Here is a 14130-nt window from a genome sequence, read left to right on the forward strand (position 1 = left end):
AAATAGGTTTAACTGGAATCTTTTTTATCTCCTCAAGGCATGTTGAGACAGTTGTGAAGTTGGAAAGACGGTAACACCAGAAGAATCAATAGATTATGCCACTGAGTGTATAGATGACATTCGGTGGCTTCTCTGTTAGGGAACATATCTGCAGGAATAAATTTTGCAAAGCAGAAAAAGTTTATTTTATCAGTTACCAATTAATAATTTTTGCTAAGATATTGGGAAAGGTTGTGAAATTTAAAGTTTTGCATTATAAATACTGTTTAAAGCAATCCCTCCTCCAAGGAACCCGTGGGTCTTCACGACATCTTTTTTATCTCCTCAAGGCCGTTGAGACGTGCGTTTTATTAACTCGAAAAAATTTGGCAAGCTATAATGTTGAGATAACAGTGGATATTGGTGTGTAAATATTTATGCGTTATATTATATTAGGAGTTCGATAAAAATTTGAATTAGAAAATTTCCTGGTTATGGACAAGAATGATATATTAGAATATTCGATATTTTCCTATCAGAAATAATAAATATCAGGTTATTATTTCTGATAGGGATTGTAATTATTATTGTGGTAAAAATATCCATCAACCCCAAGCCGGATATTCTATAAATAAATCCTCCTGTGTTGATTTAATCCAGCCGGTCTTTCCCTTATTATTTACAATTCTAAAATAAGCTTTTCCTGATTTTGTTACATACAGTGAATTAAAGGTAACCCTCTCTCCCTTTTTTACAGTATAAGCCACCTTCTTTGAACCGACTGTAGCATATACAGAGAAACTTTTAGCTGCTTTATACTGATATTCCTTGGAGAACTTGTTAAAAGCATAGGTTTTCGCTGGAACGCAAGAAATCACATTATCCTTTAATTGAAATGGTACATAGCAGATATAGCAGCCAATTGCCTCAGAGAAGATAGGAGTATCCATCATTAAATCAAACTTACCATCTCCGCCTAAGGCTCCCAAGGAATAACGAGTTGTAATAAAATTATTTGTTAATTCTTTGGGACTAAATTTTGTTGCGTGATATTGATTATTTTCATCATACCTTGCAAAGAAGGAATAACTGATACAATCTGATTCCATGGTTCCATACCCGTATAAATCCAGATAATTATCGCTCTTATCCAAATCAACAAGCTGAAGGGTATAGGAAAAACCATGATCCTTTCTGGACATACACAGCTTATCATTAATATACAGCTTTAAAGTAACTGTTGATTTTTCATCATCTAAAGTTAGTTTATACTGTATTTTCTCCGGTTTACCATCACTGTTTAAATCGTAATCATAGACCTTATCTTTTTCCAGGGTTGTAATTTCCTCCAATTCTTTTTCTGATTGCGCAGCAAAACAGGTTTTTGAACCCATTAACAGACTAACGATAAACATGAACAATAGCAGGCCGACGGCTAACACAGGTAACCGTAAGGCGCTTATGTTAATATTTGCTTTATTTTTCATTCTACTTAATTCCTTTTCCTACATACTTATTTTTAGCATTACTATTATATTAATGATTAAAAATTATAATACTCTTATATAGTTTTTACAAGTTGAAGATTATACGAAAAACTACGAAAAATCGGTAAAAAACCGTTACGTTAAATTTATCCTATAATCCAAAGGTGGAACGCTTGGTACTGCCTTGCATTCGTATCACTTATTATTTGATTAAGTTTATGTTTTATGATTATTGCCTTTAAAAGCTAATCTTTCGCATTTAATACAGATATTGATTGGATTCTATTAAAATTATAACGTTGAGATCAAAAGCGCTGAAAGTTGTAATAAAGCTCGGGTTCATTGAAGGAACGAGTAGAGCCAATATACATTTCCTTGAATTTTACTGGCGCACAGATTGATTTAACGTGTTATAATTTTGGAGCTAAAGAATCGTATGTGGAGACGGTGATTCTGATGGTACGTTGTGGTCAAAATGATAAATAGAACACGGAGACCACAACCACAATATTTTGAGATTTTAAAAAAGGATGCTACACAAGCTTAGAAAATGAGAGCGACATGAGCAATTATTGGAACAATCACAGCCAATGGTTTATTTGAAAAAACAATAAATTAGTTATATACTAGATTTATATGAAGCACTGAGAAAATTAGTGGTATACAAAATGACTTTGTCAGTGTACTTTAGGAGATGAATATGAAGAAAGAAATCAAAACGGACTTCTATGACAATTTTACCTGTATTGCAGATAAGTGTTCATTTACTTGTTGTCAAGAATGGAAGATTGTAGTAGATGATGATACTTATAAAAATTGGAATCGCTTAAGCTTAACAAAGCAGAACAATAGTTGTTTAGATCAATATGTAAAGCAAAAAGATGATACACGTGTCATTGCATTGAATGAACAGAAGCAGTGTCCTTTTTTAAATGAACAGAAACTTTGCAATCTAGTATTGAATTTTGGAGATGAAGTTTTATCTGAGACCTGTGCGATTTTCCCAAGGCAGTTACACGAATTTGCAGATAGAAAAGAATACTCTTTGGTATCCTGCTGCCCAGAAGTTGTGGATTTGATAAATCAGCAGGATAAAATTTGTTTTACGAATATGTTTGATATAGAGGAAGACATTTTGCTGCAGCTTCGAACTATGATGATTACTATTATGCAAAATCAGCAATTTTCTATCTCAAAAAGTTTGATGATTATTTTTTATATTCTTCTGGATATTCATCAAAACGAAGCTGCATTAATAAAAGAGATAGACAAATATAAGGACAAAACTGTTTTAAAAGAATTATCAGATACTATAGATAACATGCAATTTCTAAGTTTAGATACTTTTGAAGAAAATAATGAACTTTTTTTAGACATAGCTGAAAATTATCGTAAGCAAGGGCTATATACCAGCTATCTGGAACCAATAGCTATGATAGCGGAAAACTTATCGAGAGATTATGATAAGCGTAAAATGACCGTACAATTACAGAAATTCCAAAAGCTGTTTTCTTCTTATGAAAAGTTATTTCGAAATTACCTTGTTGTTGAAATTTTCTCAAATTGTCTGATGCCAGAATCGGATTTGGAAAGTATAGTTGTTATGATTCAGTGGATTACTATGGAATATTCCATAATGAGGCACTCAATCTTTCTAAGCTGGTTACTTGATGAACAAGAAAAACTGTCTTATACGATGGTACGCAATTATATTGTTGTTATATCAAGAATGATGGGATATGACCAAGAAGATATCTGTGAATATCTGGATAAAAGCTTTGAAAATTTAATATGGGAATGGGGATATTTTGCTTTGCTTATTGGAGCAGAATAAGGTGAATAATTTGATATCACCAGCCATTACTTAGAGAACGTACCAATATATTTAAGAGGAGATGAATAGCAGTTATTCATTGAAAACCAGATTAAAGTAATGATCTACTATTTGGTTAAGTTAAATTATTTTTAAGAGAAGGACCTGTGAGAAGTTTTTATGAAAGGTATCTTGCCGCCAAGGCCCTACTAGGTTCAATAGTCATCTTTATTAGTTCTTCATGGCATGTAGAGACGGTTGCGTTATCAATTCGAAAATATACAGTGAATTATAAGATAAATATTGAGATTAATATTAAATAGTAATCTATAAACAAGCCTTGAGATAGTTTCAAGGCTTTAGTTGTGAATTAATGAAAGTATTATAAGATTTATATTGACAGGTGAACAGTCGTTAACTATAATTATGGTTAACAACTGTTCACCAATTTGCCTAAAAAGGAGAATTATATGTCGACAAAAGAAAGAATTTTGAGTGAGGCACTATCTCTTTTTTCCGTACATGGTTATAGTAGCGTATCTGTAAGAGATATTACCAAAGCCATTGGAATACGAGAAAGTGCTATATATAAGCATTATAAAAATAAACAAGAAATATTTGATACAATTATTCATATATCGGCTGAGCGGATAAATGAATTTCAGCAGGAACTTATTAATACCGCTGGGCAGGAAGTATCTGATGATACCAATTTTTCCATAGATCTTATACAGAAAATTTACTGCAGGCTATTTTCTTTTTATCTGACGGATGAGATATTGTCTAAATTCCGTAAGATGATGATTATTGAACAATACAGGAGCATGGAATTAAATACCATGTTTACTGAGATGTTTATAGAAAAAACATTGCGTTATCAAACCGAAGTTTTTAGGCAGTTAATTCATGAGGGAAGAATAGGCGGCACTGATCCTGAGATAATGGCACTTCACTTTTATTCGCCTGTCTTTCTACTTCTTTTTCGATATGACACTTGCACAGAAAAATTGGATGAGGCTTTAAAGTTAATTCAAAAGCATATCCAAGAGTTTTTTGAATTATACCTAAAATAAAAGGAGATTGATATGAAAAGTAGAATGTTAAAGTCAATGAAACAGTGGGCAGGTATTTTCATAGCTATTATCTGTTATTATATCATTCATGAAGGAACACATTTATTGTTCGCATTATCATTTGACGTTTTTGAGAGAATACGGTTTGTTGGAATTTGGGGTATCCAGATTGTTACTGACAAAGGACTTGACGGGATAAGATTGGCTTTATTTAATGGGCTAAGCAGTATTGTAACTATATTAATCGGGTACATATTAGCGCTATCACCAATTGTTTATAAACTAAAAAGCAGAGCGTTGTTGATTACTTTTTATTATATCACATTATGTTTTATGCTACTTGACCCGATTTATTTATCTGTACTATCATTGTTTGTTGACGGAGGAGGAGATCTCAATGGAATAAGGACTGGGTTACAGACTTCAGATATTCCATTTAGAATTATATTTGGAAGTATTGCGATATTTAATATCTTTTTATTTATAAAGAGAGTTTCAAAACAATATAAATGCATTTTTAGTGAACCTAAATCTTATTAGAATTTGGTATGTTGCTTTTGGAATTAGTAAAACACATGGTGAGACGATAATAAGGATGAACTATTATGGTCAAAAGGGAAAATAAGTCTGTCTTACTACAAGAAAATCTGGCTTTCGTTCAATAAATCATCTAGGCAAGAATTTTTAGGATTTTGTAGTTCTTGATAATATTACATAATTTGCTATAATTATAATAAATACACAAGATATGTATAAAATAATACTTCGCCTTTTACTGATAATGTAATTATAATCTGGGTTAACTGGGAGGCTCTATGGGAATTTCGAATGAAAATAAGGTAATAGCAAAATCTGCTCTTCAGGCATTTGGGGGGAAACCGAATGTTTCAAAGTATTGGGATGATGCGAATGTGAGTAGCGTTGATTTGCTAACTGCGGTTAGACCGGACGAAACATAGTATCGTATTCAACGATTGGGTTATCCGATCATTCAATTGACTATAACATTGGTGGAACTCCACTTCGCATTGAAATCGTTGGAGCATGTGCGGCTAAGTTTAATCAATATCCTAATTTGTTAGCTACCTGTGCATTTTATATTATTAACTCAAAGTTTTCTATTTTTCATGGAAAAATATTTCGGGATATTATAGAAATGTATTTTCCTGATAGTCAGATGAAGCATGTACTCTTTGTAACACCTTTTTTATGGGAAGATATTAAGACACTTGAATTCCCAGATAAAAAAGTAGCGTGGTTACTGGCGGTTCCAATATCGGAGAACGAGTATTTATTTGCACAGGAAAAAGGAACGGAGATGCTTGAGAAATTATTCGAGCAAAAAAAGATACAAATATTTGACATTGAGCGAAAGTCTATATTGTAATTACTATAGCAAGCTGTTTGTTGGTTAACAAGTGGCTACTAGCTTCAATTAGCATCTTGTTTTAGCGTATGAAGTTTCTCTGAATCAAATATTCTAGCAAAAGAAAAATATATGGATTATTATTATACCAGCTTCAATGAACTGTTAATTAATAGAAAAAGGAGATGAAATATGCAAACCATTATTATTAAGCTATATCCGGGAAAACTTGAAAATGCAGATATAGATTTACGTTACCTTGTTCCAGACCGTATAGAAGAAGTATCCAATGGTTTGGTTCAAGATAACGGATATGACTATCTGGAAAATAATGCTTTGGGACTTTGGCTTAAAACAGAATCGGCAATTAGTACCTATCCCATGATTATTAAGCTGTTCAGAGAGGAAAAAATTATAGAGAATGATTTATCTCTGTCAGCAGAAATATATATTTCAGAAAAAGATACCGATGAGTTGGAAAATTGTAGACTTGTTTTTCCTTAATTCTCAACTGGATATTTTTTGATTTCCTGAAAAGTTCCCTTAATGACAACTTATTTCTGATAAATTATCGTTAATGATTTCAATTTATCTATGGTGAAAGCCAAAAGTAATCAACCTAATAATAATTACAAAGAAGGCTCATTTAAAAGAACCATGTGGATATGATCCTCCCATTTTCCATTTATTTTTAAATATTTATAAGAAAGTCCTTCATTGTAAAATCCGGCTTTTTCTGCTACTCTTAAGGAACGCTTGTTTTTAGGCATGATATTTGCTTCAATCCGATGAAGTCCAAAATCCTGGAACATGATTTCTGTTCCTTTCTTAAGCGATTCCGTCATATATCCATGATTGATTTCCTGCTCGTCTAACTTATAACCAAGAAAACAGGACAGAAAGGCTCCTCTCATAATATTTGTAAAACTCAAGCACCCAATGATTTTTTCCTCATTCTCTTTTTTGAATATCCAAAGTCGAAATGAATTCTTGTCTTCCATATCATTGCATAGTTGTTTTAACTGGTATTCTCTTGTATAGAATTCAACCTCTCTCACTGGTTCCCATTCTTCTAAAAATACCTTGTTTCTTAAGCAATAATCTACAACCATATCGGAATATGAGATATGGGAGGGCTTTAATAATAAATGTTCTGTTTCATATACTGTATGCACTTAGTACCTCCATTTTTTGATGTCATCACTATGCTTTAATATGTGTTAAAATTAATTTTTTAAGTAGGAATCTTTTTCACCCTCTATTTCTGGTGGAAAGTTGGGTAAAGTAACGATATTCATGATATTATTTTTAATTCTGCCGTGAGTTTATTTACTTTTGATTTAATTCGAGCCATTTGGTAGCAAGTACAGGTGGCTCATATAATTCCAGCTCTTCTACAAGAGTCAGTGGGTCAGAAGAATAACGAAATAATGACAGATTCTTCGGATTCATAAAACCCGCATGAACAGTGTGCTGTAACAAGCGGAATAATGGACTAAAAAAATCTTCTGCATTTAAAAAACCGACAGGTTTGTGATGAATACCAATCTGAGCCCAACTAAGAATCTCAAATACTTCTTCATATGTTCCTATGCCTCCAGGGAGAGCAATAAAGCCGTCAGATAATTCAAACATGTTTTTTTTTCTTTCATGCATATCATTTACTTCTATTAATTTTGTAAGAGCAGGATGAATAATTTCATTTGGGAATAGATTCTTTGGCATAACACCAGTGACCTTTCCGCCACATTGTAGAACCCGGTCTGCAATGGCACCCATTAAACCTACATTTGATCCGCCGTAGACTAGTTCAATTTTTTTCTGAGCTAAGATAGTACCAAGCTCAGTGGCAAGAGCATGATAGGAAGGGTGATTTCCTAAATTTGATCCAGAATAAACACATATTTTTTTCATAAAGACCTCCTTAATTATATTACTTTTTTTGTATCAAATAAACACCGGATATTAGTAGAATAACACCAAATATTCGAAATAAGTTAATAGAGTGAATTTCATTTCCGAGCAGGCCAAAGTGATCAATCAAAATGGATAGTAGTAATTGACCGCATATCACAAGACAAAACATGTTTCCAAAACCGATTTTGGGTGATACAAATATGGTCGAAAAAATATAAAAAGCTCCAAGAACGCCATCGGTTAACATCCACCAGCGAATATTTTTCACGGATTGAAAAGATACTGTATCAGTATTATTTAATACACCAATACAAAAGATGCTGCCAAGGCATAAGGCACCTATAAAAAAACTGATAAAGGAAGATAAAACAGGGCTTCCAACAGTCTTGCGAAGTTGGCCGTTAATACCTACCTGTAATGATAAAAAGATACCTGAGATAAATGATAATAGATAATAGAACAATATGATGTACACCTCCTTTGCATATTCAATTGCTTGAATTAAATCTTATTGCCTATTATAATCATTTAACAGCTATAAGAAAAATAATAAAAATTACGTGGAGGTATACTAAAAAATTATATGTACATTAATCTGGAACTTTATCGTATATTTTATATTACAGCCAAAGTGGGAAGTATTTCAAAAGCTGCAAAAGAGCTGTTTACCTCCCAGCCTGCCATTAGCCAGTCAATCAGGCAACTTGAGCTTAAACTCGGAGGTCCTTTATTTTATAGAAATGCTAGAGGTGTTACCTTAACATCTGAGGGAAGTGTACTTTATCAGTATATTGAACAGGGATACATCATGATGGAAATGGCGGAGAGAAAATATCGCGAATTGAGAGAATTATCGGAGGGACAAATTAGAATATCTGCATGTAGTGAAATATGCAAACATACATTGATGAAGTCTATTTGTGAATTCCATAAATTACATTCCAATATAAAAATACAAATGAAAGATGAATCCAGCTTAGAGATATTGAGAAAATTAGATTTGGGTGAAATTGATTTGGGTTTATTCAATCTCATTCCGATGCAGGAGAATAAGATTGAAATCATAGATACCTTTGAACTACACGATTGCTTTGTGGTAGGTGAGCAATACAAAGAATTATCCAGACAGAAGGTGGAGATACGAAATGTAATTAATAACTATCCAATTATTATGCTGCAAAGAGGTGGAAATACAAGAGCATTTATAGATGAGTTTTTTCGATTAAAAGGAATTGATATTCATCCGCAGATAGAGTTAAGCAATATGGATTTAATAGTAGAATTTGCAAAAAATGGATTAGGTGTAGCATGCGTGACAAAAGAATATATTATGTCTGAACTAATAAACGGACAGCTTTATGAAGTGCCACTTGACGAAATAATAACACCTAGAACGTTAGGAATTGGGATTAAGAAGGATATGCCATTATCCGTAGCTTCAGAAGAATTTTTACGTATATTAAAGCTTAACAACAAAGTGATGGTGGAAACATAAAAAGATTGAAACAATGAAAGTACCTTTGTTATCCTTTAATGGAATACTGTAAAAGCAAATACAATTTAACAAAAATAGTATATTTATATATTTATGCATATATTATACCATACTATATTAGTAGTGAGGGTCAAATGTATAACAATGCAAAATATACTAATAATGAGATGTCAACGGGTTATGTTCGTGTAATACACACGGTACCAGACGCGCCTAATGTTGACGTATATGCTGATGATAAATTAATTATTAGAAATCTTGCTTATGGTAATTATACAGATTATTTATCTATACCTGAAGGAACGTATAAAATTTCTCTTTATGTTGCTGGAACAAGAAATTCACCTGTTTTAGCTAATATGTTAACAGTGAATAAGAATTCTATATTAACGGTAGCTGCAGTTGGTAAGCTTAGTGATATAGGGTTACTGGCTATTACTGATTCTAACGAAAGAAGAAAGCCAGGTAAAGCCTTGATAAGATTCTTGCATCTTTCGCCGAATGCTCCTGCAGTAGATATTACGTTACCAGATGGGACAGTAGTTTTTAGTAATGTTGCGTTTAAGCACATAACGCCTTATATTGATGTTCCACCGATGAACTATACACTGCAAGTCAGGGTGGCAGGAACCTCAAATGTTGTACTTACAGTACCCGATGTTAACCTTTTCGCTGATGAGTATTATACGGTTTATGCAATTGGTCTTGTAGGCGAAAAACCTGAGCTGGAAGCATTATTACTGATGGATGGAAAAAATAAATAAAGTGATTCTGTTGAAACAATCCATTCAATTCACAATCAATGTGCATTGGATGGATTTTTCGCATCATCTAATGGTCTTATTAAAATAATAATATGGAATAATAAGAAGAAGTAAAATAATGGTTGATTTATACAGTAACATGATATATAATCAGGAAAAATAAGGGAAAGAAGTGAATAATTAAGCATTTTTTAAAGAAAAAGTACGAATGAGTGACACAACGTCGTATTCTAAGACATGACTTTTAAAGCGCAAATTTTGTATAATGCTCCTTGGAAGGAGGTGGCTTATGAATTGGATACAAAGCTTAACGAGAGCTATAGATTATATTGAAAATCACCTGACCGATAATATTAACATTGAGGATGTATCACACCAGGCCTTTACATCCAGCTCACATTTTCAACTTATTTTTCATGTAGTGATTGGTATGACCGTCGGGGAGTATATTCGTTACAGACGTATGAGTTTGGCAGCTTCTGATTTGTTACAGCCAAACAGCAGAATAATCGATGTAGCTATGCGATATCAATATGATACCCAGGAGAGCTTCTCCAAAGCATTTACAAGGTTTCACGGCATACCGCCATCAAAGGTGCAGCCGGGAAAGGTAAAACTGTTTCAGCCACTTTCCATTAACATTACCATTCAAGGAGGATTTGAAATGTCATGTAATCTGATTGATGAGTTTTACTGGTGCGATGTGCCGGGAGAAAATGGCGAGAAATTGACGGATATGGAGAAATACAAAAGTATTGTTAACTGGGCAGCAAAAGCAAGAGGCCAAAATCCCGGTGTTTTTGATGCCTTGACCGAATGGATTCAGGATGATTCACAGTGGAGTGATGAAAAACTACCAGAAAATGAGCAAATCTTAATACAAGGAGTATTAGCACGCTTTAAAGATCAGAATGCTCAGCTTCGGACATATCTATCGGTATTAGAACCTTCCGGTGTGGTTAACCAGGCAGTGTTCAAGGCCTTGGATCGATTTGATGAGGAGCTGTCGGGGCAGTCTGCCGACAAGAGGCTGAAGGAGGTAGTAGCAAAAGTATTTACTGACTTTTCAGTCATGAAGGAGCCCAGGATACGGGAACAGATCGCCGGAAATAAAACTGGCCCTACCGGAACGGATAGTGTAGATTTGTTTGGATATATTAATTGTCTGAAAGACTGCGATGCAGGAGTTCAGTGGGCGCTGTTTATGCCGGATATGGTAGCAAGGCAGCAAAAGGACTTCACAGTAGAAAGCTTTGAATACAGGAAGATGCCTGCCATGCGCTTTATTGGATGGGAGTGCGAGGAAATGAATAGTCTGGAAGCCCGTAAGAAAATATTTGACCTGCTGGACAGTATGGGCGAGTATAAATCGGATATTTCCTATGATGTTTTGTTTATGCATCATAATGGGTTAGGTGTGGATGTTGGTCCTTGGCATGGTGTCTGGGGACGGTTTATGAAGGCGGAAACCCCTGTGCCGGATGGCTTTCTCTTTTTCGATTTTGTTCCCTATAACAATGGCAAGGTAGGTCTGCCCTATATATCCCAATATGCATATGCCACCTTCACTGGCGATTTGGAGGCAATGCACGCAAGGGAGGGGTATGACAGTGATGCCATGTATGATGTCACCAGAAATATTATGCTTGGACAGGGGGTAATAATTCCATATCCGGATAAATACTGGACAGCAGAAGTATTTCCAGAGGGTTATGACAAATACAGCACCGCTTATATGTTTAGTGCGGAATTTTAATAAGTTTATAAAAAAGAAGCCTTTGGGATTCTTACCCAATGCATTGTAAGAAAGCAGATAGAATTATCGATATAGAAATCTAGATAAAGCTATTAGATAAAGCTATTAGATAAAGCTATTAGATAAAGCTATTAGATAAAGCTATTAGATAAAGCTATTAGATAAAGCTATTAGATAAAGCTATTAGATAAAGCTATTAGATAAAGCTATTAGATAAAGCTATTAAGTAAAGATAATAAAGAAATTATATGAAATAAAGTAAGCGTGAGAGCTGTTGCATATTAATTGTAAGGCTGTAAGACTCCCTCGGGCTATCCTTTACTTTGCTGTCTGGTAGACAGACTGCGGACTTCATGTGCTAAAATCATACAATTCTGTCAGATTACAGCATATGAAATCGACTGGTGTTTTGAGGTCAGTGTGTAAAGAAAAGTCAGGGGAATCTTTTAGCAGTACTATTTAATGTAACAGCTATTTTTTATAGAAAACAGTCGGATATTTTTCTGTAGATTAACAGCAGAATCCTTTGAAACCTGTTAAAATCTGGTATATAATGGATGTGAGAATAACTTTAACCAGAACCAGAACTTGGAAATGTATATTCTATAATACGAATTTTAAGAAATAAAAATAAAAGTGCAAGGGGAGTAAAAGAATGCCTTTTTTCTTTTTTGATGAAGATCTGAGTAATAATGTCATGATACAGGAAGCGTTAAAAAAGATTTGTTTTGAAAAATTAATGGCTGAAGGATATTGCGATATGAATTCAGTGTTTAACAGACCGCAATTAAAGAGGGAAGAAATCGCTTTTGAATTAGCCAAGATAAATTCACCATTGGCAAGCCTATTTAAGCGAATATATCCTAAAACCATAGAGGAAGCCAAAAAGAGACTTTTAGCTGTTTTAGAGAAAGAAGCTTTTGATATAAAACTGCTGAACTATTATAGTATGTTTGCAATTGTATATTATATTTATCGAACGATACCCACCTATGAAGAACGTAGCGAAAAAACCCATGCGATGTTTGGTTTCTGGAAGAAGTATCTGTATGAGTTGTCTGGGAATTTCTTTAGCAGTGATATTGACCTGAGAATTTCAGGAGGAATCCTTTTCGACTTTAATACGGTTGATTTACGAGTCATACGGTCAATTTCAAATTATGTAGATTTACTGGATGAAATCAAACTTCCGGAGAAAAAAGTTTTTTTCAGAGGACATAGTGACATATCTTATAGATTGCTGCCATCCATTTTTCGTAAGAAAGAGTGGCTACATAATGAAAAAAAGATGTATCAGGAATTACAGATAAATTGCCCGGGTGATTTTTCCCGCATGAAAAATCACCTGGAGACATTGGCTGAAATGCAGCATTATGGATTACCTACAAGACTATTGGACATTACACAAAATCCGCTGATTGCTTTGTATTTTGCATGTGAAAGCCGTGATACCTATGCAGGAGAGGTAATCCTTTTTTCAATAGACATAGATAATATCAAGTATCCCCAAAGTGATACAGTAGCTTTATTAGCGTCCTTACCCCTCTTTACAAATACAGTACAAAGAGACTTTTATTTCGCTTCAAAGGATAAAACCTTGACTTTGGATACCTTTAACAAAAGGATAACACGACTGGTTCAGGAGGTACGGTTAGAACGGCCCGGCTTCAAGGATGAAGTGCTGCCTGAAGATCTATGCAGAAGTGTTATTGTAATTCCATCCCGCAATAACAGGCGAATTGACAGACAAGAGGGTGCTTTTATTATTTGCGGTTTACTGGACGAAATCTACGGAAATGAAACAAGGAATTCCATAACAGATCTGAGGGCAAAAGATATAGACGGCAAAAAGATAGTCTGTGTTATTGGCTTAAAAGATAAAATCCAGAAGCAGTTGAACTCCTTGGGGATAAATAAGGCAAGAATATATCCGGAAATTGATGATGTTGCAGATTACATAAAAAATCATACGGACGAATTGTAGGGATTATTTGAGTAAGTCAGGTAAACTTAAGATTTGAACACGACTCAACTTGAGGACTTTACCTTGGTGAAAATTAAGCAAGATAATATATCGTAAAAATGTATCGGTGTTCTTATTCCTGTTAGTGAATTATTTTAATTATGATGTGATATAATGGTTGAATCACTAATTTATTATTTCGAAAGAAAGAGGTAATTAAGATGAATGTACAATTCGATCCTAATAATAATATAATAAAACTCTGCCTTCAGGGAATGAGTATGGAAGAAAACAGCAAAGCAGAAGAGGCAGCTTTATTGTTTCAGAAAGCCTGGAAGGAAGCTGCGGACGATTTTGAAAGATTTTTTGCTGCCTATTATGTCAGCCGGTACCAAAAAAATATAGCAGATAGATTACAATGGTTAGAGAAGGCGTTGCAGCTTGTATTAAAGATAAATAATATAGCTGTAATAAGTGCACTGCCATTATTATATGCAAACATTGCCCAATGCTATCA

General features: G+C 33.9%; 14 protein-coding genes. 10 read left to right on the top strand and 4 right to left on the bottom strand.

The window, feature by feature from the left end; all coding sequences use genetic code 11:
- Positions 1-584 precede the first annotated feature (584 nt).
- Positions 585-1466: an SH3 domain-containing protein gene (locus tag R2R35_RS18945; protein WP_317731393.1), complete on the bottom strand. Its 882-nt coding sequence runs from the start codon at positions 1464-1466 to the stop codon at positions 585-587.
- A 700-nt stretch (positions 1467-2166) separates the two neighbouring features.
- Between R2R35_RS18945 and fliB the strand changes: the two genes are divergently transcribed.
- The 6 genes from fliB to R2R35_RS18975 all read left to right on the top strand — a co-directional run bounded on the left by fliB (position 2167) and on the right by R2R35_RS18975 (position 6222).
- The gene (gene fliB, locus R2R35_RS18950) at positions 2167-3300 is read left to right on the top strand and encodes a flagellin lysine-N-methylase (RefSeq protein ID WP_317731394.1); all 1134 of its coding nucleotides are present in this window, start codon (positions 2167-2169) and stop codon (positions 3298-3300) included.
- Between the two features lie 449 nt (positions 3301-3749).
- On the top strand, positions 3750-4352 hold the full coding sequence (locus tag R2R35_RS18955; protein ID WP_317731395.1) for a TetR/AcrR family transcriptional regulator: 603 nt from the start codon (positions 3750-3752) through the stop codon (positions 4350-4352).
- 12 nt (positions 4353-4364) lie between these two features.
- The gene (locus tag R2R35_RS18960; RefSeq protein ID WP_317731396.1) at positions 4365-4892 is read left to right on the top strand and encodes a hypothetical protein; all 528 of its coding nucleotides are present in this window, start codon (positions 4365-4367) and stop codon (positions 4890-4892) included.
- A 275-nt stretch (positions 4893-5167) separates the two neighbouring features.
- The gene (locus tag R2R35_RS18965; protein WP_317731397.1) at positions 5168-5311 is read left to right on the top strand and encodes a hypothetical protein; all 144 of its coding nucleotides are present in this window, start codon (positions 5168-5170) and stop codon (positions 5309-5311) included.
- 47 nt (positions 5312-5358) lie between these two features.
- Positions 5359-5739: a suppressor of fused domain protein gene (locus R2R35_RS18970; protein ID WP_317734819.1), complete on the top strand. Its 381-nt coding sequence runs from the start codon at positions 5359-5361 to the stop codon at positions 5737-5739.
- Between the two features lie 171 nt (positions 5740-5910).
- Positions 5911-6222: a hypothetical protein gene (locus R2R35_RS18975; RefSeq protein WP_317731398.1), complete on the top strand. Its 312-nt coding sequence runs from the start codon at positions 5911-5913 to the stop codon at positions 6220-6222.
- 125 nt (positions 6223-6347) lie between these two features.
- On the opposite strand, the gene R2R35_RS18980 is transcribed toward R2R35_RS18975, so the two are convergent.
- The 3 genes from R2R35_RS18980 to R2R35_RS18990 all read right to left on the bottom strand — a co-directional run bounded on the left by R2R35_RS18980 (position 6348) and on the right by R2R35_RS18990 (position 8098).
- Positions 6348-6893: a GNAT family N-acetyltransferase gene (locus R2R35_RS18980; RefSeq protein ID WP_317731399.1), complete on the bottom strand. Its 546-nt coding sequence runs from the start codon at positions 6891-6893 to the stop codon at positions 6348-6350.
- Between the two features lie 154 nt (positions 6894-7047).
- Positions 7048-7632 carry a TIGR00730 family Rossman fold protein gene (locus R2R35_RS18985; protein WP_317731400.1) on the bottom strand — a complete coding sequence of 195 codons (585 nt, stop codon included), beginning with the start codon at positions 7630-7632 and terminating at the stop codon, positions 7048-7050.
- Positions 7633-7651: 19 nt separating this feature from the next.
- Positions 7652-8098 (bottom strand): DMT family transporter, encoded by a 447-nt coding sequence (locus R2R35_RS18990; RefSeq protein WP_331670160.1) that lies wholly within the window; start codon positions 8096-8098, stop codon positions 7652-7654.
- A 120-nt stretch (positions 8099-8218) separates the two neighbouring features.
- Between R2R35_RS18990 and R2R35_RS18995 the strand changes: the two genes are divergently transcribed.
- The 4 genes from R2R35_RS18995 to R2R35_RS19010 all read left to right on the top strand — a co-directional run bounded on the left by R2R35_RS18995 (position 8219) and on the right by R2R35_RS19010 (position 13634).
- A complete protein-coding gene (locus R2R35_RS18995; protein ID WP_317731401.1) occupies positions 8219-9130 on the top strand; it encodes a LysR family transcriptional regulator in 912 nt (303 codons plus the stop codon).
- A gap of 134 nt (positions 9131-9264) precedes the next feature.
- Positions 9265-9894: a DUF4397 domain-containing protein gene (locus R2R35_RS19000; RefSeq protein WP_317731402.1), complete on the top strand. Its 630-nt coding sequence runs from the start codon at positions 9265-9267 to the stop codon at positions 9892-9894.
- Between the two features lie 289 nt (positions 9895-10183).
- Positions 10184-11650 carry a helix-turn-helix transcriptional regulator gene (locus R2R35_RS19005; RefSeq protein ID WP_317731403.1) on the top strand — a complete coding sequence of 489 codons (1467 nt, stop codon included), beginning with the start codon at positions 10184-10186 and terminating at the stop codon, positions 11648-11650.
- 655 nt (positions 11651-12305) lie between these two features.
- Positions 12306-13634: an FRG domain-containing protein gene (locus R2R35_RS19010; protein WP_317731404.1), complete on the top strand. Its 1329-nt coding sequence runs from the start codon at positions 12306-12308 to the stop codon at positions 13632-13634.
- Positions 13635-14130: the final 496 nt, after the last annotated feature.

The organism is Anaerocolumna sp. AGMB13020 (assembly GCF_033100115.1).
Classification (GTDB): Bacteria; Bacillota; Clostridia; order Lachnospirales; family Lachnospiraceae; genus Anaerocolumna.

Excerpts from the sequence above, each read along its gene's own strand:
- R2R35_RS18995 (WP_317731401.1), top strand. The coding sequence starts at position 8,219 with ATGTACATTAATCTGGAACTTTATCGTATATTTTATATTACAGCCAAA.
- R2R35_RS18955 (WP_317731395.1), top strand. The coding sequence starts at position 3,750 with ATGTCGACAAAAGAAAGAATTTTGAGTGAGGCACTATCTCTTTTTTCC.
- fliB (WP_317731394.1), top strand. The coding sequence starts at position 2,167 with ATGAAGAAAGAAATCAAAACGGACTTCTATGACAATTTTACCTGTATT.
- R2R35_RS18985 (WP_317731400.1), bottom strand. The coding sequence starts at position 7,632 with ATGAAAAAAATATGTGTTTATTCTGGATCAAATTTAGGAAATCACCCT.
- R2R35_RS18960 (WP_317731396.1), top strand. The coding sequence starts at position 4,365 with ATGAAAAGTAGAATGTTAAAGTCAATGAAACAGTGGGCAGGTATTTTC.
- R2R35_RS19000 (WP_317731402.1), top strand. The coding sequence starts at position 9,265 with ATGTATAACAATGCAAAATATACTAATAATGAGATGTCAACGGGTTAT.
- R2R35_RS18975 (WP_317731398.1), top strand. The coding sequence starts at position 5,911 with ATGCAAACCATTATTATTAAGCTATATCCGGGAAAACTTGAAAATGCA.
- R2R35_RS19005 (WP_317731403.1), top strand. The coding sequence starts at position 10,184 with ATGAATTGGATACAAAGCTTAACGAGAGCTATAGATTATATTGAAAAT.
- R2R35_RS18965 (WP_317731397.1), top strand. The coding sequence starts at position 5,168 with ATGGGAATTTCGAATGAAAATAAGGTAATAGCAAAATCTGCTCTTCAG.
- R2R35_RS18945 (WP_317731393.1), bottom strand. The coding sequence starts at position 1,466 with ATGAAAAATAAAGCAAATATTAACATAAGCGCCTTACGGTTACCTGTG.
- R2R35_RS19010 (WP_317731404.1), top strand. The coding sequence starts at position 12,306 with ATGCCTTTTTTCTTTTTTGATGAAGATCTGAGTAATAATGTCATGATA.